The organism is Sinomicrobium kalidii (assembly GCF_021183825.1).
Taxonomy (GTDB): Bacteria; Bacteroidota; Bacteroidia; order Flavobacteriales; family Flavobacteriaceae; genus Sinomicrobium; species Sinomicrobium kalidii.
Genome location: NZ_CP089211.1, coordinates 386,374 through 411,425, shown reverse-complemented (window position 1 = coordinate 411,425; position 25,052 = coordinate 386,374). Strand labels below are relative to the sequence as shown.

25 protein-coding genes are annotated in these 25,052 nt (G+C 44.0%); 4 read left to right on the top strand and 21 right to left on the bottom strand.

The annotated features are described in order from the left end of the window. Window positions 1–344: 344 nt before the first annotated feature. The gene (locus LS482_RS01485; RefSeq protein ID WP_233029969.1) at window positions 345–881 is read left to right on the top strand and encodes an NADPH-dependent FMN reductase; all 537 of its coding nucleotides are present in this window, start codon (window positions 345–347) and stop codon (window positions 879–881) included. A 6-nt stretch (window positions 882–887) separates the two neighbouring features. On the opposite strand, the gene LS482_RS01480 is transcribed toward LS482_RS01485, so the two are convergent. Continuing rightward, entirely contained in the window at window positions 888–1,646 is a 759-nt protein-coding gene (locus tag LS482_RS01480; protein ID WP_233029968.1) for an arylamine N-acetyltransferase family protein, read from the bottom strand. A 112-nt stretch (window positions 1,647–1,758) separates the two neighbouring features. Here LS482_RS01480 and LS482_RS01475 point away from each other — a divergent pair, with 112 nt between their 5' ends. Continuing rightward, window positions 1,759–2,178, top strand: coding sequence for a Dabb family protein (locus LS482_RS01475; RefSeq protein WP_233029967.1), 420 nt, complete (start codon window positions 1,759–1,761; stop codon window positions 2,176–2,178). A 66-nt stretch (window positions 2,179–2,244) separates the two neighbouring features. On the opposite strand, the gene LS482_RS01470 is transcribed toward LS482_RS01475, so the two are convergent. From LS482_RS01470 to LS482_RS01450, 5 genes are all read right to left on the bottom strand, one after another. Continuing rightward, window positions 2,245–3,171, bottom strand: a complete 927-nt coding sequence (locus LS482_RS01470; protein WP_233029966.1) for an SRPBCC family protein — start codon at window positions 3,169–3,171, stop codon at window positions 2,245–2,247. Between the two features lie 55 nt (window positions 3,172–3,226). Further along, complete coding sequence (locus tag LS482_RS01465) at window positions 3,227–3,838, bottom strand: DUF2182 domain-containing protein (RefSeq protein ID WP_233029965.1); 612 nt, start codon at window positions 3,836–3,838, stop codon at window positions 3,227–3,229. A gap of 19 nt (window positions 3,839–3,857) precedes the next feature. Beyond that, a complete protein-coding gene (locus LS482_RS01460) occupies window positions 3,858–4,628 on the bottom strand; it encodes a DUF899 domain-containing protein (RefSeq protein ID WP_233029964.1) in 771 nt (256 codons plus the stop codon). Between the two features lie 417 nt (window positions 4,629–5,045). Further along, window positions 5,046–5,474 carry an SRPBCC family protein gene (locus LS482_RS01455; protein WP_233029963.1) on the bottom strand — a complete coding sequence of 143 codons (429 nt, stop codon included), beginning with the start codon at window positions 5,472–5,474 and terminating at the stop codon, window positions 5,046–5,048. A gap of 81 nt (window positions 5,475–5,555) precedes the next feature. Then, window positions 5,556–6,821, bottom strand: a complete 1,266-nt coding sequence (locus tag LS482_RS01450) for a multidrug effflux MFS transporter (RefSeq protein ID WP_233029962.1) — start codon at window positions 6,819–6,821, stop codon at window positions 5,556–5,558. A 399-nt stretch (window positions 6,822–7,220) separates the two neighbouring features. Between LS482_RS01450 and LS482_RS01445 the strand changes: the two genes are divergently transcribed. Continuing rightward, window positions 7,221–8,201: a GlxA family transcriptional regulator gene (locus LS482_RS01445; RefSeq protein ID WP_233029961.1), complete on the top strand. Its 981-nt coding sequence runs from the start codon at window positions 7,221–7,223 to the stop codon at window positions 8,199–8,201. A 130-nt stretch (window positions 8,202–8,331) separates the two neighbouring features. Then, window positions 8,332–8,853, top strand: a complete 522-nt coding sequence (locus LS482_RS01440) for a DUF4833 domain-containing protein (RefSeq protein ID WP_233029960.1) — start codon at window positions 8,332–8,334, stop codon at window positions 8,851–8,853. Window positions 8,854–8,983: 130 nt separating this feature from the next. On the opposite strand, the gene LS482_RS01435 is transcribed toward LS482_RS01440, so the two are convergent. The 15 genes from LS482_RS01435 to LS482_RS01365 form a co-directional block, all read right to left on the bottom strand. Next, window positions 8,984–9,802, bottom strand: a complete 819-nt coding sequence (locus LS482_RS01435) for a hypothetical protein (protein WP_233029959.1) — start codon at window positions 9,800–9,802, stop codon at window positions 8,984–8,986. 265 nt (window positions 9,803–10,067) lie between these two features. Next, window positions 10,068–10,847 carry a M48 family metallopeptidase gene (locus tag LS482_RS01430; protein WP_233029958.1) on the bottom strand — a complete coding sequence of 260 codons (780 nt, stop codon included), beginning with the start codon at window positions 10,845–10,847 and terminating at the stop codon, window positions 10,068–10,070. A 189-nt stretch (window positions 10,848–11,036) separates the two neighbouring features. Then, window positions 11,037–11,906, bottom strand: a complete 870-nt coding sequence (locus LS482_RS01425; protein WP_367890589.1) for an alpha/beta hydrolase family protein — start codon at window positions 11,904–11,906, stop codon at window positions 11,037–11,039. A gap of 365 nt (window positions 11,907–12,271) precedes the next feature. Further along, window positions 12,272–13,084 (bottom strand): mechanosensitive ion channel family protein, encoded by an 813-nt coding sequence (locus LS482_RS01420; protein WP_233029957.1) that lies wholly within the window; start codon window positions 13,082–13,084, stop codon window positions 12,272–12,274. 268 nt (window positions 13,085–13,352) lie between these two features. Continuing rightward, window positions 13,353–14,681: a PEP-utilizing enzyme gene (locus tag LS482_RS01415; protein WP_233029956.1), complete on the bottom strand. Its 1,329-nt coding sequence runs from the start codon at window positions 14,679–14,681 to the stop codon at window positions 13,353–13,355. 24 nt (window positions 14,682–14,705) lie between these two features. After that, the gene (locus LS482_RS01410) at window positions 14,706–15,965 is read right to left on the bottom strand and encodes a PEP/pyruvate-binding domain-containing protein (RefSeq protein ID WP_233029955.1); all 1,260 of its coding nucleotides are present in this window, start codon (window positions 15,963–15,965) and stop codon (window positions 14,706–14,708) included. Beyond that, on the bottom strand, window positions 15,962–16,429 hold the full coding sequence (locus LS482_RS01405) for a MarR family winged helix-turn-helix transcriptional regulator (protein ID WP_233029954.1): 468 nt from the start codon (window positions 16,427–16,429) through the stop codon (window positions 15,962–15,964). The genes LS482_RS01410 and LS482_RS01405 overlap by 4 nt, the downstream gene beginning before the upstream one ends. A 176-nt stretch (window positions 16,430–16,605) precedes the next feature. Beyond that, a complete protein-coding gene (locus tag LS482_RS01400; protein ID WP_233029953.1) occupies window positions 16,606–17,130 on the bottom strand; it encodes a DUF1648 domain-containing protein in 525 nt (174 codons plus the stop codon). A gap of 158 nt (window positions 17,131–17,288) precedes the next feature. Continuing rightward, on the bottom strand, window positions 17,289–17,705 hold the full coding sequence (locus LS482_RS01395) for a DUF1801 domain-containing protein (protein WP_233029952.1): 417 nt from the start codon (window positions 17,703–17,705) through the stop codon (window positions 17,289–17,291). A 126-nt stretch (window positions 17,706–17,831) separates the two neighbouring features. Next, complete coding sequence (locus tag LS482_RS01390) at window positions 17,832–18,710, bottom strand: tetratricopeptide repeat protein (protein WP_233029951.1); 879 nt, start codon at window positions 18,708–18,710, stop codon at window positions 17,832–17,834. A gap of 121 nt (window positions 18,711–18,831) precedes the next feature. After that, window positions 18,832–19,257: a class I SAM-dependent methyltransferase gene (locus tag LS482_RS01385; protein WP_233029950.1), complete on the bottom strand. Its 426-nt coding sequence runs from the start codon at window positions 19,255–19,257 to the stop codon at window positions 18,832–18,834. Window positions 19,258–20,580: 1,323 nt separating this feature from the next. Further along, window positions 20,581–21,258 (bottom strand): response regulator, encoded by a 678-nt coding sequence (locus LS482_RS01380; RefSeq protein ID WP_233029949.1) that lies wholly within the window; start codon window positions 21,256–21,258, stop codon window positions 20,581–20,583. 37 nt (window positions 21,259–21,295) lie between these two features. Next, window positions 21,296–23,278, bottom strand: a complete 1,983-nt coding sequence (locus LS482_RS01375; protein ID WP_233029948.1) for a tetratricopeptide repeat-containing sensor histidine kinase — start codon at window positions 23,276–23,278, stop codon at window positions 21,296–21,298. 148 nt (window positions 23,279–23,426) lie between these two features. Then, window positions 23,427–23,654 (bottom strand): hypothetical protein, encoded by a 228-nt coding sequence (locus LS482_RS01370; protein ID WP_233029947.1) that lies wholly within the window; start codon window positions 23,652–23,654, stop codon window positions 23,427–23,429. A gap of 258 nt (window positions 23,655–23,912) precedes the next feature. Next, entirely contained in the window at window positions 23,913–24,623 is a 711-nt protein-coding gene (locus LS482_RS01365) for a LytR/AlgR family response regulator transcription factor (RefSeq protein ID WP_233029946.1), read from the bottom strand. Window positions 24,624–25,052 lie beyond the last annotated feature (429 nt).

Below are 25,052 nucleotides of genomic sequence, written 5' to 3'. Positions count from 1 at the left end.
TACACAATCCCTTAAATGGTACTGTTCGGGCTTGTCAGGGAACAAAAAACAACAGTTCCTCAACCGTTCCGATAAATATCAGGATCGGGAGCGGGAGCGCTTCTGGAGCACTCGGACAGGGATTATAAAGGCAATGGCATTTTTACTTAGTTTGAACTCATGTTAACAATAATATGTTTGTAAACGATAAATCAATTGAACAGAGGATGTATTGGTCTTATTCGTAAAATATTGATACTCAATTAACAGTTTTTATTAAAAAAATGCGCTTACAGGTCCGTAAGTTATGGCCTGTTAAAAAAATATTTTCTACATTCGTCCATATTAAAAAAAACACCTGGATTATGGCTTCTGTACTGGCTTTCGCCGGAAGTAACTCTTCGACTTCCATTAATTACGAACTGGTAAGGTATACAACTTCCAAAATAGAGGACTACCCTGTTCAGCAACTGAATATGGCCAATTTTCCCTTTCCCATGTATAGCGAAGACCTGGAAAAGCAAGAAGGATTTTCCAATTCGCTCGTGGAGCTCAGCGATGACATCAAAAAGGCGAAAGGGCTGGTGATTTCGGTCAATGAACACAACGGTAATCCGTCTGCCTATTTCAAGAACCTGATCGATTGGTTGTCCCGGCTGGACCGTAAGTTCATGGAAGGCAAAAAGGTATTCCTGATGAGCGCATCTCCCGGAAAGGGAGGGGGCGGACGTTCCCTCTCCAAGATCGAAACGACATTGCCTTCTTTCGGCGCAGAGATCATCGCTACGTTTTCGCTGCCTTCGTTTAACCATACTTTTTCCCGTGAGGAAAGTGAAATCACGAATAATGAACTGAAAGAAGCCCATCAAAAGGCATTGGAGCAGTTCTTGGAGCAGTTATAAGGTAGTTCACGAAACGGTAATCCCGAAAACTTTCCGTAATTTTTCTTTGAACTCCGCCTTGTCGGCTATAGGAGTTTCAGAGGTGTGCCCGTTTTCGGAGACCTTTAGCTTGTCGTCCGTCAGGGTGATCCTTCCGGATTCAGTGGGCAGGGATACCAGCTTGTTTTTCGTAAAAGGTGATTCCGGGCTGGTTTGATGGTAATGGCACATCCCGGCGAATTCCCCGTATTCCCGCTGTGCGTTTTTGAAAATGTACTGGGGGATTTTTTTGGTGTCGTTCACCTTGTATATAATGAGGTATTCTCCGTCGTATTCCCGGATGCTGTAATCCCCGCGGATGTCGTGTTGCACGGTATTGAGTTCTATTTTTAACGGGGCGAAGGCAAATTCTCCCAGCCCTGCATCTACCAGATATTCCCCATCATCCAGGATTACCACAATGGCCAGGTGGTCGTATTCCTCGCCAAACTCCGAGGTTTCCTTGTTATATACCCTTCCCGAAATTCGTTTTGTTTTAAACCCGAGGGCACAGAGTAGTTCCAGGAATAATCCGTTCAGTTCGTAGCAGAATCCCCCTCTTTTACGATTTACAATTTTTTCGAATATGGTTTCCGTATCCAGGCGGATGGGAACATTGTAATGTATATCGAGATTTTCAAAAGGGATATGCAGCAGATGCTGCTTTTGAAGCTGTTTTAAAGTATACAGATCAAGGTGTACGTTATCATTATATGCAATACGTGTTAAATATTTCTCAGTGTTCATATTTTATGTTGAAAGTTGGGCTTTTTAAAACAATTTTACGATCTTCAGGCCGTGTATAATATACACTCCATAACGGAGTAGTAACGGATAAAGTTACATAAACGCAACCGATATGAAAAGAAGAAATTTTGTTAAAACGGCTACCACAGTTGTGGCGGCGGGAAGTGTCGCCCCTGCATTGGCCGGAAACTTTTCGGAAATCGACGGGACTTCCGGAAAACCTGTTGTAAATCATTACGTACTGTTCTGGCTGAAAGAGGACCTTACCGAAGAACAGGTGGAAGAATTTACCGGTTTTTTTGAAATGCTCCGTAAAGTGCCGGGTATCCGTAAATTTTATTACGGAAAGCCTGCCGACAGTAAGCCTCGCGACGTAGTAGACAACAGTTTTACCTATAACCTGATGATTCAATTCGATACGCTGGAAGCCCTGGAGGTCTACGGTGTGCACCCCATGCACATGGAAGCCATTGAGAAATACAGTCATTTCTGGGAAAGGGTAGTGGTGCACGATTCGGAGTTGCAGAGTTAAAATCCCCTGTTTTCAGATTCCGTCGGTTATTTCGGGCGAAAGTAAGACATGTACTACGGGAGTATCTTATTTTTCAGGAAGTTTCCATTTTTCGATTAACCCGCTGTCCAGTCCTTCTTCTTTAGAGTTGGGCCGGCCTTTCCCGGTTGTTATTAAATTCTTCAGGCTGCCCTGTATATAACCGGTCCAGGCATCGGCGCAGACCTGGTAGCATTCGTGTTGTTCTACAAGTCCGTGGTGGGTAAAGTTCAGTTGTGTTTTACCGTCTTTTCCCGATATATCAAAAACGATCTTGGTGCCATCCCATTCGGTGTTGTCTTCAATAAAATTAAAGTAATTTGCCTTAACAAACCACACCACCTTTTTATCCGGTATCAAGGCAATGATCTTCATTCTGCACAGGTGAACATCCTTGTAGTGATAAAAGAACTCGGCATTGAGTTCACTGGTTTTCCCTTCAATTTCTTCAGACCACCAGGCGCGTGCGTTATTGACAGCCTTAAACACTTCTTCGGGTGATTTATCCACTGTAATTGATGTGGTAAAAGAATCGTTGTCATTTGATATGTCTTTTCCTTTTCCGGTCTCGATCAGGCTTTTCAGGCTGTCGGTTATAAAAAACTCCCAGGAATTGGAGCAAACCGGGTAACATTCAATTTCCGGGACCAGCCCGGCGTGAGTAAATTTGATCTCGGTCTTTCCGGGTCTTTCAGTGATCTCAAAAACTATTTGCGTATTGTCCCACTCCGAGTGGTTTCTGAAAAATACATTGTGACTTTCTACAACATCCCAGACAATTTTTTGCGGTGTAAAATGAGAGATCTTCATTTTGGCGGTCATGTATTTGTCGCGATAGGTGAACTCGCTGTTTGCTTTATCGGTTCTTCCTTCAATGTTTTCGGACCACCATCCCCGTACATTATTGATCGATTCAAAGACTTCTTTTGCGGATTCCTCAACCTCCATAGCGGCTTTAAAACTTTTATTTCCCATAGTTTATATTCTTTTTATTAACACATTATTTCTACTGATTTTAAAATTATGCTCCTCAAGGTCCCGGAATAACAGCGGGCATGAGAATGACCAGAATTCCCAATCCGACGATTATCAGTCCGATGGTACTGTCAACAATGGGATTCACGGGCAATAACTTTTGCAATGAAACCAGAATGGTAACCACCACCATCCAGGTTATGCTCATAATCCCTAAAGCTATCGGTATCAACATCAACCCCAGGCATGATCCCACACAATAAAGACCGCATACAAAACCGGAACACGTATTGGTGCAGCAACGGGTACGGCAAAGTCGCTTAAAGGGCATCAACTCATATAAGCCCGCAACGATGGTAATTGTTCCTGCCACTAAAGCTCCGTGTGGTTGGTACAGCGCATAAACGGGAATTCCCGCAAGTGCCCATACGGCAAGATAAGTTCCTGTAAATAATAAAATGCTTCCGATGCGATGACCGCTGTTGGCCTTTTTATAGACATGGGGCAGCATGCCGGGCAGCATCATCGCGACCATCATAAGTTTCCACATGATAATAAAGGAAACAAAAGGACCGGTCGGGGTAGCGGTTCCCATATCCATCATGCGCATCTGCGGGAGTATATACACCCAGCATACGACGGAAAGCCCCAATGTAATCGTCAGCATTATTGCTGTTGTAGCCGTTTTAGTACTCATCATGACGGCGCCACCAAACCCCTTCTTCTTCGTTGCGTCCCTTCGGTGCACGATCCAGCCATTGGTACATGCTCCAAATACCATCCAATCCCCGTGAATAAGTGGAGTAGGCATGGTAAATTTTACCATCTTTCATCACAAACGTACTTAAACCGGGCCTGTCGCGGTGGTAGGTAGGCACATCTGTTCCGCACATTGCGGCAAATTCGGCTTCTGCACCGCTACCACCACCTTCTTTTCCTTTGCGCCATACCATCTCCGGTTCACGCCGATAATTATATTCTATAGTTCCTTTGAGTTGTTGCTCTTCCGTGAACCAGACGTTGAAATCGCGATTGAAATCTCCGCCGAATGACGATGCCCATGGAAATGTCCATCCCATTCGCTGCTTGTATTCCTGTAGTTTTGGAAGCGGTGCCCGCGATACGGCACATAGGGTAACATCGTGATTACCCAGATGTTTGACCACCCCTTCAAACCCATCGGCGATTGCCGAACAAGACGGACAGCCCGCCTCGTAATCCGGCCCGAACATGAAATGATAAACCATAAGTTGTGAGCGCCCCTGAAAGAGGTCTCTCAGGGAACCCTTGCCCCTTTCGGTCTCAAACTGGTATTCCTTGTCAATCCGGACCCAGGGCAACTGTTGCCTTTTTTGCGCGAGTTCATCACTGCGGCGGGTAAGTTCTTTCTCCTCTTTGAGTAGTTTCAAACGGGCTGCGAGCCATTCCTGGCGTGTTACAATTTTGTGTTCATTCATGGTTGTTATTTTTTTATGATTGTGTTATTACAAATATAAAGGCCGGAATACGCTTTTAAAATGTGTGAATTGGACATTGTAACGGGTTGATCTGGACATATTTAGTTTTTATCTTTACAAAAAGGAAAAAATGAAACAACTGACCATATTGGTGCCCGAAGGGCAGAACAACATCAGCAGTATTGTGGGCCCTATAAAATATTTAACAGGGCCACTCCTAACGGGGCTTTTATACTGGCGTGAACGGGATTACTCAAGAGAAAAAGTTGTGCTACGCACTGGGCGGCTACGGGGTTTTGTCTACCACGAAGGCAGTTGTAAAATTTGATGTTTTCATGATTCCATATGGTTTTGATGAATAAGAAATTTTCCGGTGCATTACCTTTTGATGATTGAATGAATCAGTGTGTCAGGGTGTTATTTATGATGATCCGGATATGGCTGACCTTTACCCGTCTGGCAAAGAAGTTTCAGGCTCCTGAGGAAAATGGCCCAGTCGTAACTACATCCTGCATAGGTTTCTGCATCGGCTTTCCATCTATCGTGATGAAAGACCAATGCTGTGCCCCTGTCATGTGGTTGCAGTTCAAAAGTAATGGAAGTACCTATCCATTCTTCATATGCCTTAACGCAAAGCCATTTTACCTTGCTATACGGTTGGAGCTCTTCTATTTTCATTTCTTTAAAATAGCCCGGTTCAAAAGCAAACCTTATTGCGCTTCCTGTTTCGGGTTTTGCTTTTGTTTGCGATGTCCACCAGCCCGCCAGACCTTCCTGCGTTGTTAATGATTCGTAAACTTTTTCAATCGGTGCTTCAATGACCAATCTGTGATTAATACTTTTCATGATTTAAAATTTTATTTAACAATTAATGTCTGAAACAGATATTTAAAAGGTGTAATGTCAATCCGGACATTAAAACTGAATTTACCTTTTTTTGGGACGGCGATCACCGAGTACCAGTAATACCGTAATTAACCCTATGGCAAAAAAGCTCAGTACAAGAGGGAAAACCCCGTGCACCATAAAATGGCTGATAATTGATCCCAGTGAAGCCCCTATAAAAAAGAATGAGGTTCCGTATACGGCCGATGCCATGCCTGCCATATTTCCCATGGGTTCCATGGCCAAAGCGCTGCTGTTGGGTTCAACGGCTATATTAATGGCCATGAGCAGGGCAACTGTAATAAAGAACAAAAGCATATTGGGCGGATCGCCGGAAATAATGGTGGACACTAACAAAAAGCCCCCTATAACAGTATAAATAACAAGAAGCCATTTTATGGTTGTACGTGCCCCGTATTTAGACGAAAGCCGGGAATTCAATAAAGCACAAAGGGACATAAGTAGCCCGATACCGGCAAAGACCCATGAAAATAACCCGGGCCTGCCGTAGAGCTCTCCAACGATACGTTCTGAACTGGCCACCCAGGAACTTAATGCCGTAAAGAGAACGGTAGTGATCCCTGTGTAGCGAAGGAATGTCCGGTTACTTATAACCTTCTGTACAGACCGGCCCATGCTTGTCCAGTGCAAAGAAATACGTTGTTCCCGGGGCAGTGATTCTTTTAACCGGAGCGACCAGAGAAAAACAATAACTGCAAACAGCGGAGGGGTTAGAAATACCATTTGCCAGGATGAGACCGACAAAATGGCTATCCCGAGAAAGGGGGCCAGGACGGGAGTGAACAGGAAGATCGTAAATATGAGGGACATGATACGGGCCATCTGGTCTCCGACAAAACGGTCGCGTACACTCGCTATGGTTGTCATAAATAAGGCTGATGCCCCCATACCCGCCACAAAACGTGCTGCAAACATGAGTTCCAGGTTTGGTGCAAAGGCTGCAATGATTCCACCTATAATATACAGCGGAAACCCAACACGGAGGATAGGTAACCTTCCGAAACGGTCTGACAGTGTACCGAAAATAATCTGCGCAACCTGCCCCATAAAAAAGAACCCGATGACCTGTGCCGTAACTGTAGATTCCGGGTTGAGCCCAAAGTGCTCACGAAGTGCTCCAAATGCCGGGAGCATGATGTCAATGCCCAAAGCTGTTAATGTCATCGTACAGGCCGATAATGCGATAAATTCTGCCGATTTCATTTTTATGGATTTAGATTTTTCAATGGTACTTTCTAAAGTATCAGTATTATAAGCTACCGTAATACCGTGTTCTGACTTTTCCATTTTTTTAGTTTTTTGAGGATTTACGATTACACAGAACAAATATACTGGCTGTAAATCACCTATTTAGGGTGTGAGATAGACTTTGTGACGGGTTGATTTGGACAAAATAAATAATTATCTTTCTCAAAAGTAGTAGAAGTGAAACCAACGTGTTTAAAATAACCTTTAAACACACGGGCAATACTTGTATTGAACATCCCGGATTCTATTCTCTCGGGGTTTCGGGACAAGTGTTGACCGATAAAGATTTATGGTGAGTCTGTCGAACTAAAAATAAAAAACAAAGAGCTATGAAATGCCCATAACCAAATTTTTCGGATACCAACCGAAATGATCATTGGGGGCATTCCTCCCGATAACCATCGGGATGACCGATTAAAAACAAATAAAAAAGAACAGATGAAACATTTGACCATAGTAGTACCTGAAGGGCAGGACAATCTTAGTAGTATAGTAGGCCCTTATAAAATATTCAGCAGGGCCAATGCATATTGGAAAGAAGCCGGTAAAGGAGAACTGTTTACCATTCGCCTGGCAGGGATTTCCGGGGAAGTGGATTTTTACGAGGGATTGTTTACTGTCAGGCCACAGGTCGATATTTCGGCCATAACAAAAACCGACCTTATTATCATCCCTTCGGTAGATCATAATTTTGAAGATACCATAAAAGGTAATGAGACACTTATTGACTGGATTGTAAAGCAATATAAAAACGGGGCAGAAGTGGCCAGTATATGTACAGGTGCGTTTATACTGGCATCTTCAGGCCTACTTGACGGAAAGCATTGCTCTACGCACTGGGAGGCTGCAGAAGATTTTAGAAGGAGGTTTGATAATGTGGACTTGCAGCCGGATAAACTGATCACGGACGAAAACGGAATTTACACCAACGGAGGGGCATATTCTTTTCTTAATCTTATGATATATCTCGTAGAAAAGTATTATGACCGGCAAACGGCCATTTTCTGTTCTAAGGTCTTTCAGGTTGAGATGGACAGGCAAAGCCAATCGGCATTTATCATATTTACGGGGCAGAAACAACACGAGGACGATATGATAAAAGAGGCACAGCAATACCTGGAAGATAACCTGCATGAAAAGATCGTCATTGAAGACCTTTCTTCCAGGTTTTCGGTTAGCCGGCGAAATTTTGATCGCAGGTTCATCAAGGCTACCGGGAATACCCCTGTGGAGTATTCGCAACGGGTAAAAGTAGAATCGGCCAAGAAAGCATTGGAGACCACCCGTAAAACCATTAATGAAATTATGTATGAAGTGGGGTATTCTGATGTTAAAGCCTTTCGCGAAGTGTTCCGGAAGATTACCGGAATGTCTCCTGTGGAATACAAGAAGAGGTACAATAAGGAAGCTGTGGTTTAGTGGAATTAGTCAGAATCTTTATAGAGATATTGGAAGCTATTCGTTTCAGAAAGTCTTATTTTAGTACGGAATAACAGATGAAAACAAAATCCGCTTATTTTCAGGAGTGTTTTCCGGAATATTATTTTTTATGAAAACGATCTGCCCCTTTTTCCTGTTTTTTGTTTTTGCCTTTGCTTTTGCCCAAGACGATTACCCGGTTCCCGGAAAAACAGCAACGAGACTGTTTTATATTCAGCATAGCCGGAATCACAATACCTACGTGTATGATGCCAATATGAACGGTACATCCATAAACCGGGCCAATCCTGTTTATGCGCACTGTATTGTGTATACCGAAGGCGGTGTCGATAAGCCCCTGACCAGAATCCAGAAACAGATGGCTTATGGTATAACGGCCAACTATATAAAATCCGGTCTTTACGAAATGTACCTGGCCGCTACCAGAAAGCAAAAGCTATACCTCACGCTCAATTCGCAGGGGAACCCCGAAGTTTATATGATGGTGAACAATCGTAAACTTTATCTGGACAGGATGTTTATAAAGCTGAAAAGCAGTATTTCCGGAATTGGCGTCCATGTGGAATATGTGCTGTTTGAAGGCCGGGATTTTAATACCGGGAAAAAAGTTACAGAGAAAACCGAAATGTGATGTAATGGCGGCGACAGGTGTTTTATTTGCCTTTCCTTTCGCTTAAAGGCCTCGAAGCAAACAAGCGCCAGAGGCAAACGAGTGTCAGTTATGTTGTTGCCAACAAAAAACTTGCCGCTTGCAGGCAATCTTATTTCCCGTATACAGGTGTCCTTTTCAGAAGGTAGTTCAGTGTTATACGGTAAGCATCCGCCCCCGGCCATAATGAACTATGTTCTTGTCCGAAAAGGTGCTGGCCGTTATTGTCATATATATTCATATTCACCGTGGTATCATAGTTTTTCTCGGAAGTGGTGGTGCTGGTTGTGGTATTTAAAATTTTTCCGATGACATTCTTTTTGTCGCTGTCCCTGATAACGGAATTGTTGTGTCCTATTGTAGATGACACTTCACCGGTTTCATTGGTGGTGATCATGCCCTGAATTACATATTCCACATTTAAAATATGACATATTTCACCCATGGTATATCCCTGAATATTGCCGTTATTGACACCTGCCTTTGCCAACAGTGCATTTGTTGTTTGTATATCCTGTAGCTGTAGGTTATTTGCCTTTTTGTTGAGAATGGTATAACATTCCTGCTGGATTTTAACAGGCATTTCCGTCCCCCCGTCTTTTCGGTCCGCGATATAAGCAAAGGGCAGGATGGCCAGCTTGTTATAAAAATCTGCAGGTCCGGCGTCATCACCGGATGTGTCTGTTGTATCGGGATTAAAGAATTCTATACGGCCACTGGCAAAGGTGATCTTGCTGATGTCTGTTTTTTTAATGGTGTATATCAGGGTTTCGCCGGCATAGGCAAACTTAATTTCGTCATCTGAAATTTCGAGTACTTTTCCGGATCGCTGTTCTCCGTTGTTCATCAGGAGGAGATCGTACTTTACGGTCTCCTGAGCATGAATAACAAAGCTTGTAAAGATCAAAAGACAAAAAGTAATAACGCGCATAAGGTTTTTTCATTTAAAGGTTAAAACTTGAACAGTTCCTTATTCATAAGCCGGGACCTGACCTGGGGTGATTGATCATTTTTCTGACTACAATTTAAGTAAAAATATCGAAATGGTGATTTTAGCGTTCCGGTGCTCAGTCGAATGCTGCGGGAACGCGTGCCTTAGGATTATAAAACAACAAAAGGCCCCGTAACGGAGCCTTTATATCATATATGTTATATTTTTTGTTTTACCCGCCCGGAAGAACCGGTTAGCATAAAACTTATTCCGGACGTTCAAATCCGTCTTTTTCCGCTTTTTTGGCGGTGGCTTTTATTCGCTTTTCGGTATCGGGGTGGGAAGAGAACAATTGCGATCCTTTTTTCTCTCCTCCGGTATCTCCGAGCAGTTTTTCAAAGGCCGTGGACATGTACCACGGATTTACATCATTATCTTTTAAAAATGCATACCCATAGTCATCGGCCTTGCTCTCCTGTTTTCTGGAAAAAGCGGAGTTGGCAACAGCTTCTCCCAGATCGCCCAGTTGTGACTGGCTTAAGGTAGCTGCAGCGCCGCCCTGGGAAGCTACACCGTCTTTCAGGGCGGAGGTGAGGAGGGCTGTTTTAAAGGCATCTTTGGAATCGGTGTTTTTTACATGGCCTATTTCGTGCCCGACAACTCCCAGTATCTCTTCGTCCGACATGATGTCCATTAACCCGGCGCAAACGCGTACGCTGCCGTCGGCACAGGCAAAGGCATTGATGTCCTTTACGAGGTAAACCTTAAAGTTAAGGTCAAGCCCGTCATAATTGGTCAGTCCGGCGGTTAACTTTTTCAGGCGTTGGGCCAGTTCGTCGTTTTCCGGAGCTACCGGATTGTTTTCGTCCATCCACCGGATGTACTCTTTGGTATAAGCAATGACTTCTTCATCACTCAATGTAGCGGCCTTTACTACTTTGGAGCCGGATTTCAACGCTTTTTTGTTCAACTTGATCTGTGCGCCGGCAGTAAGCGACATCATAATTACAAGCACCCCTGTGGCGCTAAGACGTAATAGGTTCATCGTTGTCTGTTTTTTGAAAATTGATTTGTACAAAATTACGGACAATATATCCTATGAGAATACCGGTTTTCCGGGATTTTAAAAGGATTTTTTATACGGTGAGATGCCTGTATCAGACACCTGTTTTTTCCTGGTATTCGTTATTGTTTTGTTTGAAACGAGTACTGATAAAAGGATCATTAATGTTTGTTATTGGGGTGGGTGTATGCTACTTTTGATATGCTCGGTCACCGCACTATTCAACAAAATTTCATGACCCTCGTCCGGCAATGAGATAAAGCTTGCCTTTAATCCTGAGGTTGTAAGGGCTTCATAATACTTTCTGCTGAATTTTAGGGGTGTGATTTTATCATTTTCGCCGGATATGACCATAATTTCAGTGTCCCGGCCAATGTTCTTTACTACCTCAACCGGGGAAATACTTTTTACATTCAGATACCAGAACGGGTTTAGCGGTTGTTTATTGCGCATATGTGCTCTCCATGCCGCTACGTCACAGGGGCAGGAAACCAATACGGCCACATCGGTAAGTCCGGGTTTAAGACCGATAAGATTGCCTGTTATGGCCGCTCCTCCGGAATGTCCGATAACTAAAGTCCTCGACGGGTTGTATTTCTTTTTTAATTTTTCAATCACTTCGGAAACGGCTTCGATAACCTCCGGGGTATAGTTGTCTCCCGTGGTTAGTCCCCTGATCCCGTTTGACGTATGGTCCTGCGGATCGGTATAACCCGGCCTTAAAATGGCCACTGCGACGGTGTTTTTGGTTCCGGAGGCTATTTTTTCAGCCATTATATTTTGGTATCCCGGTTTGTTGAAAGGGGCGTCACCGTGAATAACAAATACCAGACTTGTGGAATCCCTGTTCTTATTTTGACCAAATGTTCTGATATGTATATATCCCTGTTCAGTCTCTACCCAGTTTATATTATCCGCCTTATGGATATCTTTATTGGGTTTGTTACTGTTTCTGTATTCAATATAGACAAAGAGGAGTGCTGCTATGCTTAAGAGCAGTAGTGAGAAGATAAAGAATTTGAGTATTTTTTTGACTTTCACTTTAACGGTATTCGTGCATATTCTGGTTATGGGGTGTTTTTGTATATGATGTACGGGGAACATCAGAAAGTTTACGGATAATATCCGGACTTTGATAAAAAAACGCTTTACTGCATCGTTGTCTGAATATTTTAATTCGATTATGCCTATGATGGCCCGTTCCTTGTTTAATGCATTTTTGTAATAGTTAACCCATGAAATACCCCGAATCGTCCATGAAACCGTTGTACAGCCGATTTTTTTAACTGTCCTTTATTTTTCGGGGCATTTACGGGGATTATTCATTAATGGTGTTTTTTTGTTTTAATTGGAGATGCTACCAGTTTCGAACTGGTAGCATCCGGTACGCTGTAAACAAGTACTAACTATGCCTGTTTCTGGATTTCCACCTGGTGCGGGAACGGAATTTCTATACCTTCGGCATCAAAGCGATATTTTATTTCTTCGAGTACATACCAGCGGCAGTCCCAGAAATGTTCGTTTTTGGTCCAGTAGCGTAATGAAAGGTTGATGGAGCTGTCGGCCAGTTCATTAACAATAACCATAGGGGCAGGGTCCTGGAGTACGGTATCCCTGGAGTTTGCAATATCAAGGAGGATGTCTTTGGCCTTTTTAATGTTGGAGTCGTAGCTGATACCGGAAATGATGTTTTCCCTTCTTATGCTTTCCGCACTGTAGTTTATGATGTTCTCGTTGGAAAGTTTTCCGTTGGGAATAATGGCGAGTTGGTTTCCGAAAGTGTTGAGGGAGGTGTTGACGATCCCGATTTCCTTTACGGTTCCGGAAATTCCCTGTGCTTCTATAAAATCGCCTACCCTGAAGGGTTTGAAGATCATAATGAGCACACCCCCTGCAAAATTGGCCAGTGATCCCTGGAGGGCGAGCCCTATGGCCAGACCTGCCGAAGCGATGACAGCGGCAAAAGACATGGTCTGGATGCCGAGCGTACCCATAATGATGACGATCAGGAGTATTTTTAGCGCCCAGTCCAGTATGGTGGCCAGGAAGCCTTGCAAACCGGCATCATACCTCCGTTTTTTCATGATCTTCCGGGCGTATTTGACCACGCGTCTGAATAGCCACAGGCCTATGATCCATATTAAAATGGCAAGAACGATCCTGGGGGCATAGTCTATTATCAGTTCCATTCCTTTTTGAATCCATTTTTCTGTTTCCATACTAATTGATCTTATTTTAGGGTTTAAAATAGTGTTACTTTACGGTGTTATTTTTACGTATGCTACAACTTGTTCATAAAGATACTTTCTTTCTTAAAAGTATCCAATCATTTTCACTCTTATGAAGTGAGAAAAGGCACCGGAGAAAGGCACTTTTTTAGATCTATGCCATATTTTTATAGCTTATGTCCCGGATCAGTAATTCCTTTTAAGATATTCTTCTGCGGATATTTTTTTGAATGGTTCGGGAGGCTTCAACCGGCGACGATCATAGGATTTCCACATAGCCTTCTGTTCCATGCACGCGAATGTGTTGTCTGTCCCTGATCTTTGTGGTGGCATTTTCTACGCCAACCACGGCCGGTATGCCGTATTCACGTGCAATAACCGCTCCGTGGGTCATTGATCCGCCTACTTCGGTGACGAGGCCTTTTATAGATACAAACAAGGGTGTCCAACCGGGGTCGGTATAGGGGGTGACGAGTATATCCCCGTCTTCCAGGTCAGCATTTTCCATGTTGAGGATGATACGTGCCCGGCCTTCTATAACTCCTGATGAGACAGGCAAACCCACAATGGCTTCGGGAGGTAGATTTCCCCGTTTGTATTCACCTGTAACGATCTCGCCGTCGGATGTGATAACACGCGGGGGTGTCAGTTCTTTGTACGATTTGTATTCGTCTTTTCGTTTGCTGATGATCCGGTGGTACGGTTTACTGGTGCGTACCATTTCGCGGAGTTCTTCCATCGTGAGATAGTATATATCCTCTTTTTCCCGGATAACGCCGGCCTGTACGAGTTGTCCGGCCTCTTTCAGCAGCGCTTGCCTGTAAATGAAGTAGCGGTTAACGATGTCGTATTTCGGATATTCGCGATAACCGATGAGATTCCGGATGGTACCGATCATTCGTTTTGTTTCTTTGACCTTTTGTCCGCCATCGGGTAATTGCCTTAACTTATCCAGCAGTTCCTGTTCTTTTTTCAAGGCTTCCTGTTGCCCCTGCTCAAATTTTCGTTTGCCTTCACCGGGTTCAAATTTTTTAATGTTGTTGAGAATTAGCGGGATAAGTGTTGTCGGTTTTTCACTCCAGCGGGTTCTGGTAATATCGATTTCCCCGGCACATCGCATTCCGTAGTTGTTAAGGTAGGTATTGATAGCATCCCGGACTTCCCGTCCGCCTTCAAACTTGATCAGTTCATCAGGGAAATTGTCGTCTTTTACATCTTCCAAATATTGAATTATTTCCGGGTACGGGCGAATCACATCGGCAACATCCAATAGTGCCAGGCCCATTTCCGAGGTGACATTGTTGGGTGCGGATAGTGAAAGTGTGTCTGCCACGTTTTTTTCTCCCAACCACGCCTTCATTTTTTCATTGATCCATACTGAGGCATTTATGGCGCCCATAATGACACTCATACTTTGCGGGGCTGTTACACTCTTTTTGAGTTGTCCGATGTCCTCCAGGATAGAATCAATTAGGGCTAAGCCGGATTTGGTTTGAATGTCTTGTTTTAATTTTTCTATAGCTGTTTGACTGTTCTTGATGAGATCGGCAACGATTGCCGGATCGTTTTCTATGGGAGGGTACGACATATTGTTATTGTATTTACCGGGACGTTATTCTCTTTTAGCATCCGGTGACGGTTTTATGAAATCTTTTCTTTCTATGAGGGTCATGAGTGCGTCCTTGATGAGCGGATCGTGTTGTTCCATGGCATTTAATACCATTTGTCTGCTGTTGGGCGAGGCCAGTTGTTGTGCCACATCAATAAACAACCTTCCGCCGGCTTTAAACATGGGGCGGGCAGCGGTTAACTGCCACAGGGATAGTCCCAGTGGTTTCATGGCATCGGTCATCATTTGCTGGTGACCGACAGATACGTAAATGTGATTTTCCCGGTCGTTGGCTTCGGGGACAGGGTATAATGTAGTGATGGGGCGGCTTTGTACCGTGTAAAATGTATCATCTGCCAGGCACCATTCAATATCCTGGGGGCTACCGAAATGTGCTTCGATCTTTCGGCCCGTGTGCCCGAGTTGCACGATCTGACTGTCTGTAAGCACCTGCCTGGTTTGTTGTTCGGGTTTGATTTCCCGTGTTTTCGTGCCGCCGTCTTTTAAGGCGTGAACAGCGAGTTTCTTGACGGGGATGTTCTTGTCGATAATCTTGCTGTCGCGTACTTTATAGTTGTCGGCATTTACGAGGCCGGAGACCATGGCTTCACCAAGTCCGAAACCGGCATCAATAGCTAACACCTTTCTGTTGCCACTCATGGGATCGGCGGTAAACAGGGTTCCTGCGGCCTGCGGGAATATCATCTTTTGAACAATGACAGACAGGTATACTTTACGGTGGTCGAAACCGTTTTGAAGACGATAGATAACCGCCCTTTCGGTAAACAGTGAAGCCCAGCACTTGCCGATGTGTTTCAGGATGGCTTCCTTCCCGGTAATGTTTAAATAAGTATCGTGCTGACCTGCAAAGGAAGCGGCGGGCAGATCTTCGGCGGTTGCGCTGGAGCGTATGGCCCAGGCATTTTTTTCTCCGAAACCGGAGAGGTGGCGGGTGATCTCTTTATTGAGTTCTTCGGAGATGGTAGCCCCTTCGATAACCTTTCGTAGCTCACTGCAAAGTTCCCCGATCTCATTGCGGTCTTCTGTTTTCAGAAGGGATAGCTTATCGAGTAACCGGTTAACGGCGGGTGTTTCCCTCACAATGTTTTTAAAGGCCCCGGCAGTAATGCAAAAGCCATCAGGCACGTTTATTCCGTTAATCCTTGAAAGTTCGCCCAGGTTGGCGCCTTTGCCGCCAACGATCGTGCGTTTGGTTTTGTCAATGTCCCGGAAACGAAGTGTACGGGGATTTGTGTTTTTCATTTTTGCAATGATTTGTTGTTGATCCGGGCGGTTGTTTCCTTCATGATTTCAATGGCCCTTGAAAAATAGCTTTCGATGATGCCGATCTCCTTGTCTGAAAACGAGGCAATAAGCTGATCTGACCTGCTTCTGAAGTCCTTGTAAAGCGGAACCAAAAGGGCCGTTATTTTTTTCGTGTCGGGTTTGATGATGACCTTTCGCCTGTCGTTCTCTGCAAATTGTCTTTTTACGAGGCCTTTCTTTTCAAAGCGGTCTATGAGCCCCGTAACTGCGCCCGATGTAAGACCTGTTAATTTTGAAAGCTCGCCAGCCGTCATTTGTCCTTTTTGTATTAGAAAACCGAGGTATTTATGATCGGTTCCCGAAAGGCCTGCTTTTCGGCCAATGGTTTCATGCATCTGTATGGAGGTGAATGCATAGCGCTGGGCTAATTTTCTTATTTGCCTGATGGTGGTATCATCCATTTATATATCTTATGAACTAACTATCTTAGTTGCTAAGATAAATTTAATTGTACCATTTATCAAATAATTATTGAAAAAATATAGTGTGTGTTATACTGTTTTTTATGGTAGGTGCAGGCACTTGTTACAAACGAACCCCGGTGGCAGACTCATCGCAGACGAAAACGGGCGCCGGTTTATACGTTGTTGTAGCTTGTATCTTTATTTTTTATTTTCCGTATTTTCAGTAAATAATAAATTATGGGGACAAATATGAGGGCCAGCGTGGTGGGTAAGAACCATATTCCGAGTCCGTTGGCATTTCCATTCACATTTTGTATGGTTTTATAAACGATGAGCCCGAAAATTATGACAATTACCAAATTCAAAATTCTCAGCAGCCGGGTTGCATATGTATATTGTTGTAGTGCATTTTTTTGAGTAATTAAAACCGGATAGTTAAATATGTGCGGATACTTGTTTAGTGTTGCCAGACCTATAAACAATATGGTAGCTATTATCGGCAATGCTAAGATGTGTTCTTTTCCGCCAAATCCATTCGCTTCTCCGGCACTGTTGTAGTGAATCGGAATGCTTTCAGGTAAGTCTGGGTAATTTTTTAATGTCAAGATCCAAATACAGGGAACAGCGATCCAACTGATAATTTCGATTATTTTATCGGTTGTCGTCAGATTCGGTTTTATTCTTGGGCGGTTGGTCATTTTCTGTTTTTTTTGATCTTCGTTTTGTATCGGCGGCAAGACCTAAATAGCTACAATAAGCTCTTGCAACCCATACATCAACCCGGTGCTGGTTTGCAATGAATGCCACCACTTCAGATCAGCATTTGCCATGCTCCTTTAGCCATTGTCATCCAATCTTATTTCAATCTTTTTAATTCGCCTTTCCGCTTTACGATGTTTTTATAGTCCCACTGGATGTCGCGTGATTTTTCGAGCCAGCGTTTCACGTCATCGCGGTTGATTTGATCGATATGGGTATAGCGGATGGAACCGTCCTTGAATTTTCCGGTAGTGGGTTGGAGTTGTGCTTCGTCAAAACTTGCCCCGCTCCAGAAAAACAGGCGTATGCCGTCTTTTAATTTGCTGTATCCCACAATGGGATTCCCTTCCAGGAACCACACCGGGTGGCCGTGCCAGATCTTGTTTTCGGCTTCCGGAAGATTTCGGGTAATTTCTTCATATAGAAGATCGCAGATTTCCCTGTTTTCTTCGGATTGCGAATCGTGGTATGTCCGGATTTCTTTGTTCATGGTATAATTTGGTTGTTGTCCCATTTCATTTAGTGTTCATAATGCTTTTATTGCACGTTACAAACGTTTTTTACGGCAGGCACCGTTTCCGCTTTGCTCAAACGAGCGCCGGCAGGGCCCGTTATTGCGTTTACCTTGTTACCAACCGTTTTACTTTTCAAATCTGTTTAATACTTTTTTCGCATTTTCATTGTCAGGGTTCAATTCAAGTGATTTCCTGTAGGCTTTTAATCCTTTTTCCGTCTGTTTGATTTTCAGTAAGCACTCTCCGTAACTGTCATAGGTATTATATCTGTCAGGGTATAGCGTTATGTTGAGTTTAAATATCTTCAAAGCTTCATTATCTCTGTTGTTATTCATTAGTTGGTAGCCAAAACTATTGATAGCACCTTCGGTGACGTTGTATTCGGATTGAAGGGCTTTTTTAAATTCGGTTTTTATCAGTTTAACTACTTTGTCTATTGAATTTTCTTTGGCAAAGGAAGCGATTGATTTCAGGTTCATCAACCGTTCTTTCTCTTTTTGTTGCGCCAGTGTTTCTACCCGATAATATGCGCGCTCCTTATCCGTGACCTTTGTGGTGTCTATTTCGTATCTTTTCCACTTGTGATTTGTAGTTTGATTTTTTATAAACTGGGTGCCGTAAATTTGCGGTTTACCTCTTCTCATTAAATTTCTATCTACAGCAGCCGCATACCACCATCTGTTGAGGGTAGAATCAAGTTCAATGGCTTTACCAAAACATTCGACGGCTTTCCTCGAAGCTATTGTGTCATTCCCGTGTTGGAAAATGATTCCTGCGTTTAAATAGTCCTTTGCTGTTTTAACTTTGTTTTCTTCAAAAAGTTCGTCAACTCTTACCCGTCTTATACTATCCCGTTTATTTAGAAGATTCCAGTCAGTATCGGGAGACATTCTTGCCTGTTGGTCGTCATCGGCCATTTTTTGCAGTTCTTTGTTGTCTTGTGCCCGGGCAAGGTTAACAATGAAGATAGTCAGTAGGAAAATTAACTTAAAAATGGGTTTCATTTGGTTTGAGGTTTAATTTTTATTTGTCCGAATGGCTGGTAGTGTATGTATTAACACGATTGCACCTGTTTTTATTTATGATTTATCCAAATATAATAAATCGAACGAATTCCTGATTTTTTTAAATCCCTGATTCCTTTAATGGATTTCCTCCATCAATAAATAATTTACCGTTCTTTTTAAGCAGTCTGGCAATCCTTTTCCGTGCTTCCTGTTCAATCTCCGGATGCCGTCCGTCCAGTGCCCCGACCCTTATGGCAAAGGCAAAGTCGAAAGACCCTTCTTCTTCGGGGACTTCCAGTTCCTCGATCTTTGATCGTATGAATTTAAGTGTTCCTTTTTCAATTTCCTTTTGCGCATTTTTTCTGGCCTGTGCAATGGCTTTCGGGGAACGGTCAACGGCCAGTACATAAGCATTGTCCACCCGGTTGACAATTTCAAGGGCAGCAATACCTGTACCGCAGCCTACTTCCAAAACCCGTATACCATCTTTTAATGGGAGGGCGTCTACTACTTGTGCCAGTCGGTTGGAAATTTTATGTGGCATGGTGTGCTTGGTTTGGCTTATATCTTATTCTCAAATATACAAAAGTTTAAATCTTGCCGGAAAGGGTATTCTCCACATTGTTTTATTACTGTTTTGTGGTACCGGGCCGCTTTATCAGCAGTACAGGAAACCTCCTGGTGATTACTTTAACGTGAATAATGGATAAAAAAGTACTCCTCTGCTTCGACAGACTAGCACATGTCTTGAGACGAATAAGAGTGTTCCCTATTCGGAACGGAGAGTTTGACCACGCCCAAATTGTGGGTGTACCCTCCAGCTTTTGTATTTTTCCAGTGGCTTGGGCTGTCAAACCCTCCGACCAGACTAAAGTCTGCCCACCTCCCTTCATCTCAAGGGAGGAGTTTTTTTAAGATCTCAGACAAAGGTTATAATTTTTAAAGGCTTTTGATTGGGCTCAGTTTAGGGGGCAAACCCTGTAATTTTATTGCAGTACTTTAGTAGTGCGAAAAAATTATAATCCAGGTTATTGAGTTATGAAGTTATTGAGTTATTGTGTGTTGACTAAATAACTCAATAACTCAATCCACCTAATAACTTGGTGATTTTATTGCTTTCTAAAAAGGGGGGCTTTTAGTCCCCGGTAAAGAAAACCGCTGCACCTTTCAGTACAGAGTGGTTTAGTCATAATGCTTAAACATTATTCACGTTACTTTATGGTTTTCTGCTGTGATCACCTTTGTTTTTCGGGATATTTACTAACTTTAATACCGTAAATACAGGCAGGCCCTGTGTTTATACCTGCTTAGTGACGGGGAACACCTGCTTTGGCAATGCAGCCCTTTACTGTGGAGTGAGGGATATCTGCTTGCTTACGAGAAATGTTTACTTTATTATGAGGGAGCCTTATTGTGCTACGGGGAATGCTTGCCATGCTATGGGGAACACTTACTTTATTATGGGGCGCGTTTACTTTCGTGTTATTTCTCCTTGTTTTACTGTTTTTTACGTCTACTTTATTGTTGTGTTTGCTTATGGATGTATTGCATCCGTCTGTTTGTCTTTTATAGCTGCCTCCTTTTTGTTGCGGAAAGGTTTTTTGGAAAGATAACAACAGGGGTGATGAATATAACAGGGATAAGAGGACTTGTTTGGGTGTTACTTACCTGGTTAGGGGGTTGTGTTTTCGTGTGCCCCGGGGTTTTCTAACCCTTCCCCCGGCAAACCCGGGGAGCCTCCTCCCTTATGACGGAGGAGGTTTGTGTTTTATAAAGGCACAAAAGGGATTGTTTTGTACTGGCTTCTTTCCAACTTAATACCCTGTGAACTCATCGCTTCCCCAACTCCGGACCCACCAACTAACCATCAGATAAACCCTTTCTCCCTGGCCCTCAGTATCAGGTCCCTGTCCTCACCGCTTTCTACGTCGAAGATATCCTTGAGGTGGCGTTTTCGCTTTTCGATGGCTGCCCTGGACAGCGGGATAATCGTGGTAATGGTCTTCATTTTGGTGCCCAGGGAAAGCTGGTAAAGCAGTTGGCGGTCTATCTTGTCCAGCAGGAAGTCGCTGGTGATATACTGGCGGAGGGATTGCATTACGGTCTTGCTGTAATAGGGAGGCTCGGCGATCAGGTGCCGGATGGCAGTGATCAGTTCGTCGGGGGTAATATCGCCTTTGATCAGGAAACCGTCGGGGTTAAGGCTTTCGAAAATGCTGTGAATGCGGTAATGGTCGTTAAAGGTGGTGGATACCGCAATTCTGGCCCGGGGGAAGCGTTTTCTTATTTCCAGTCCCAGGTCTTCCCCCGAAATGATGTCGCTGTCCCCGGAGGGGGGCAGTTGTATATCCAGGAATACGATGTCAAAGGGGTGGAGCGGGGAGGCATTGTCCAGGATATACCGGGCTTCGTCACAGGAGTGTGCAACCACAATATTAAAGGTGGTGCCGTCCTGTTCACTGACATATTCCAGGGCGTTTTTATAGGCGTCGGTGATCAGCGGGTGATCGTCAATTAATGCGATATGGTAATTTTTTGTTTTCATAGGGGCGTAATTTAAAGTCATTGTTACCGGTAATTGTTTATAAGGGAATGGAAACGGTAAGTGTTGTACCCTGTTGTTCTCCTGAATCTACCTGGAAGGTCCCTTTGAGTTTCCTTACACGTGACTGCATGTTCCTGATACCGATCCCCTTGTTCCTTTTCCGGGGCGAAAAGCCTACACCATCGTCCTGTATAATAAGCCGGAGCCGGTTTTTATGCTGTTTGAAACGGACGCATACCACAGAGGCCCGGGCGTGTTTTATACAGTTTTGCAAGGCTTCTTCGATAATGCGGTAGAGGTTGACTTTGACAAAATCGTCGGCCTCGTCCCAGGCTATGGTATCGTCGTGGATAAGGTTGTATTCGAAGTTTCCTGTTTTGGCCCGGTTACGGATCAGCCGCTTTACCATGAGGATAAAATCGAGCGGGTACGGGGTTAGTTTTTCTTTCAGTTCGTGCGATGCCTCCCGGATTCTTTTTTCAATGCGGTGCAATTCTTCCAGGTAATACCGGTGCTTGCGCAGGGTTTCCGCATCGCCTTCTAATTTCAGGAATCCCCAGTCCATCCTGATGCCGAAGAGGTCACCCAGGATACCGTCGTGCAGTTCTTCCGATATCCGTATCCGTTCCTGGTTACGGCCTTCCTGAAGTTTGGCCTGCTGTTTCAGAGTGAGCAGATAGATTTGTTCATTGGCCTTTTGCTGAGAGGTTTCCATATACAATAATTTGTTCCTGGCGTATTGCCGGTTCAGGATATACAAAAGCAATAAAATCAGGATAAGGATAGCGGCGATGACGGATATCCATAACTTCTGGGCAGATAATTGTCTGGTTCTTTCGATGTATTGCTCGGTTTCATAGTGTATCCGTATAAACTTATTCCGCCGCCTGCGCTCTTTTTCCCGGAGCTCATTGCTCAGCCGGATGTATTTTTCCAGGTAAGTACTGCTGTTCCCGTGGTCCAGACGCGAAAGCAGGTGAAGGGCGGTCAGTACATCCCGGTTATTATGAATGGAGGTGGCCAGGTCAAAGGCTTCTCCTGCCAGCGATATGGCACGGGCGGTATCTTTATGACGGCCATAATATTGAGCAAGGTGAAGTTTACTGATAATAATTCCGGGAATATGATTTACACTATGCCTGATGCGTAAGGCTTTCTGAAAATCCCGGAGTATATTGATCGTATCGTTGTTGAGAAAATTACTGAATGCCTTATTATCCAGAACCCTGGCATATAATTTTATGTCTTTTGATTTTAAGAAAGGGTCATTTAAAACTTCATTAAAATAGGTTAAAGCCTGCGGTTGGTCGCCCTGGTTTTGGTAACTCAGCCCTATATTGTTCTGGCTGTCCTGCAGGTACACGGATTTGTCATCGACCTTTTTCAGATATTCCAGGGCCTTTTTATGGTAGGAAATGGCCTTTTCGTATTCCTTCAGTTCGTCATAGATCACCCCGAGAAAATTATAGCACTGATAGAGCTGTTTGTATTTTCCTTCGGATTCGAACTTAGGGATGGCCTGGAAAAGCAATACCTCGCTCCCGGTATAATCCTTGAGATGCCCCAGGATATAGGCCATATTGTACAGCATTTTCCCGGAATAATAGGGGTGGGGCACGCGTTCAAATAATTTCCGGGCTTCCTGATAGTGGTAATAGGCACTGTCGTATGTTTCCCTGTCCAGGTAATAAATCCCGTAGTTCCAATGGGTGTCGCCCATGGCAAAGGTATCCCGGAGGTGATAGGAGAGTCGGAGGGCCTCCCTGTTGGTCTTTTGAAAGAGCAGGGAATCATTCAGCCCGTTAGCCCTGTAGGCGATCTTCCGGAGGAATTCCTGTTTTGTGGAATCCGCAAGGGAACGGGTTTGGCTATATGCCCGGGTTAAAAACTGCTTTCGATCAGGAAGCGGTAATGTATCTGTCCGGGCATTGTTTAACCAAATGGAAATGCTGTCCTTTTCTTTTGCTAAAGATGACAAATCCGGGAGCTGTGTGTTGTTGCACCCGGTAAACAATGCCATAAATACCAAAGTGAAAAGAAATAAGGCATACAAATATTTTACTGTACGAATTTTCAAAATCAGGTACTTGGGGTATATTCAAAATTAAGAAAAGCCCTTAACATTTTATGTTAAAGGCCTGTATAAAATAATTTTAGCGTTAAAAAAACTAATCTTTTTCGTTATCCGGACGGACGCTGGAATCATCTCCGGTGGCATAGGTCTCATAGTCCTCGCCGGTCTCGTTTTCATCCTCCTGTTCCGTATACAGGGAGTCGTTTGCAACGGAGAATTCGGGTAGGGCGCGGGTGCCTTCCGCAATTTGGTCGTCTGAAAGCGTACAGGAAGCAGCACACATAACGAACAAAAGCAAAGCGGATATATTCAGTATTTTCATTGTGCGGTTTTTTTACAATTAGACAATAGTTAGGAAAGCCCCGGAAGGGGCCGGTAATGATGATCCGATTGTGCACAATGGAGGTGCTGACGGGCTTTGGGTGTCAACACAAAAGCTGCTTGTATGTTGCTAAATTACGGGGGGCTGTAGCAATGTAAAGCACAAAAAACCGAACTATTAGTGAACAGCAGGGTACCGGTAGGGAAACCCCGGTTTTTACGAGGGAAATAATAGAAGTACGGGTTCACCGATTTACGTTTAAAACGAAGCCTGGTTTAACAGGTAATGTACCCGGTCTATATTTTTGCGGAAGGTCCGGGTGAAGGGGATGGGCTGCCGGTATTGCCTGAGGGTACAGACGGCCTTTCCGTAATGGATCCTGGCCACCTGTGCAGCATTTACGATATAGCTTTTATGAATGCGCATAAAGTTGTCCGGCAGTTTGTCCTCAAAGCTTTTCAGGGTTTTAAAAGCCCCGATCACCCTGCCGTCGGTGAGGTGAAAATCGGTGGTGTTGTTATCTGCTTTCAGAAAGAGAATGTTGTTGGTATCCAGGTATTTGTAGTCCTTATTGGATTGGATACAAACAAGATTTGCCCGGATGGGGTTTCTCTTATGGTACCGCAGGATACTCTTACGGACCTCCAGCCCGGAAACAGGATGGAGGATATAGTCGAAGAAATTGTATTTAAAAGCTGTATAGGCATCGTCCCTGGTTTTGGAGATCGCGATAAAACAGGGGACAGGACAGTCGTACAGGTGCAGTTCGGAAACAAAAGTAAAGGGCGAGGGAAAGCCGTTGTCTATGCGGATAAAAACCAGGTCCGGTTTTTGTCGCAACAGGACATCCAGGGCTTCTTCCGGCCCATATGCATATCCAAGGAAATGAAACCGGTCAATGTCCTCTAAAGTGTTTTGTATGGTACGGATGGTATCTCTATCTTTTTCTATGACAAAATAATTTCTCAATTATAGTATGATACACTGTTTATAGGCAAAGTAATGAGGGTTGGAACGAAACGAGGTGAACATTATGGATAAAAAAAGTAGGGGGTTTACCTATATAAAGTAGTGTTTTGACCTATAGGAGGGTAGTTGTAACGGGGCTTTTGGTTTTGGAATCCTTGGTTTTTTAGTTCGGAGTCCGGGAGTTGGTGAGCGGGGATATTCGGTAAGTGGTGATCGGTAATCGGGGCTGTTGTTAGGGGTTTACTCGTGATTCGAGGCTTTAAATTCGCCCGGCACAGGCTTTTGTCAAAAGGGAAGAGCGATTATCTGTCAGGATCTGTTGTCTGAACTGCGTGACGGAATCTGTTCCTTCCCGGTAAAAGGAGGTTTCCCCCAGGTTCAGGTCCTTGTTCTCCTGCCGGGAAAACGTACCGGAAAGGAAGATATTGA

Bases quoted from the DNA above. Each gene is read 5' to 3' on its own strand.
- LS482_RS01480 (WP_233029968.1), bottom strand. From the start codon at position 1,646: ATGAACACTGAGAAATATTTAACACGTATTGCATATAATGATAACGTA.
- LS482_RS01455 (WP_233029963.1), bottom strand. From the start codon at position 5,474: ATGAAAAGTATTAATCACAGATTGGTCATTGAAGCACCGATTGAAAAA.
- LS482_RS01470 (WP_233029966.1), bottom strand. From the start codon at position 3,171: ATGGGAAATAAAAGTTTTAAAGCCGCTATGGAGGTTGAGGAATCCGCA.
- LS482_RS01435 (WP_233029959.1), bottom strand. From the start codon at position 9,802: ATGCGCGTTATTACTTTTTGTCTTTTGATCTTTACAAGCTTTGTTATT.
- LS482_RS01375 (WP_233029948.1), bottom strand. From the start codon at position 23,278: ATGGCATTGTTTACCGGGTGCAACAACACACAGCTCCCGGATTTGTCA.
- LS482_RS01450 (WP_233029962.1), bottom strand. From the start codon at position 6,821: ATGGAAAAGTCAGAACACGGTATTACGGTAGCTTATAATACTGATACT.
- LS482_RS01390 (WP_233029951.1), bottom strand. From the start codon at position 18,710: ATGAAACCCATTTTTAAGTTAATTTTCCTACTGACTATCTTCATTGTT.
- LS482_RS01380 (WP_233029949.1), bottom strand. From the start codon at position 21,258: ATGAAAACAAAAAATTACCATATCGCATTAATTGACGATCACCCGCTG.
- LS482_RS01445 (WP_233029961.1), top strand. From the start codon at position 7,221: ATGAAACATTTGACCATAGTAGTACCTGAAGGGCAGGACAATCTTAGT.
- LS482_RS01395 (WP_233029952.1), bottom strand. From the start codon at position 17,705: ATGGGACAACAACCAAATTATACCATGAACAAAGAAATCCGGACATAC.
- LS482_RS01440 (WP_233029960.1), top strand. From the start codon at position 8,332: ATGAAAACGATCTGCCCCTTTTTCCTGTTTTTTGTTTTTGCCTTTGCT.
- LS482_RS01410 (WP_233029955.1), bottom strand. From the start codon at position 15,965: ATGAAAAACACAAATCCCCGTACACTTCGTTTCCGGGACATTGACAAA.
- LS482_RS01485 (WP_233029969.1), top strand. From the start codon at position 345: ATGGCTTCTGTACTGGCTTTCGCCGGAAGTAACTCTTCGACTTCCATT.
- LS482_RS01370 (WP_233029947.1), bottom strand. From the start codon at position 23,654: ATGAAAATACTGAATATATCCGCTTTGCTTTTGTTCGTTATGTGTGCT.
- LS482_RS01460 (WP_233029964.1), bottom strand. From the start codon at position 4,628: ATGAATGAACACAAAATTGTAACACGCCAGGAATGGCTCGCAGCCCGT.
- LS482_RS01465 (WP_233029965.1), bottom strand. From the start codon at position 3,838: ATGCTGACGATTACATTGGGGCTTTCCGTCGTATGCTGGGTGTATATA.
- LS482_RS01405 (WP_233029954.1), bottom strand. From the start codon at position 16,429: ATGGATGATACCACCATCAGGCAAATAAGAAAATTAGCCCAGCGCTAT.
- LS482_RS01400 (WP_233029953.1), bottom strand. From the start codon at position 17,130: ATGACCAACCGCCCAAGAATAAAACCGAATCTGACGACAACCGATAAA.
- LS482_RS01385 (WP_233029950.1), bottom strand. From the start codon at position 19,257: ATGCCACATAAAATTTCCAACCGACTGGCACAAGTAGTAGACGCCCTC.
- LS482_RS01420 (WP_233029957.1), bottom strand. From the start codon at position 13,084: ATGGAAACAGAAAAATGGATTCAAAAAGGAATGGAACTGATAATAGAC.
- LS482_RS01430 (WP_233029958.1), bottom strand. From the start codon at position 10,847: ATGAACCTATTACGTCTTAGCGCCACAGGGGTGCTTGTAATTATGATG.
- LS482_RS01475 (WP_233029967.1), top strand. From the start codon at position 1,759: ATGAAAAGAAGAAATTTTGTTAAAACGGCTACCACAGTTGTGGCGGCG.
- LS482_RS01415 (WP_233029956.1), bottom strand. From the start codon at position 14,681: ATGTCGTACCCTCCCATAGAAAACGATCCGGCAATCGTTGCCGATCTC.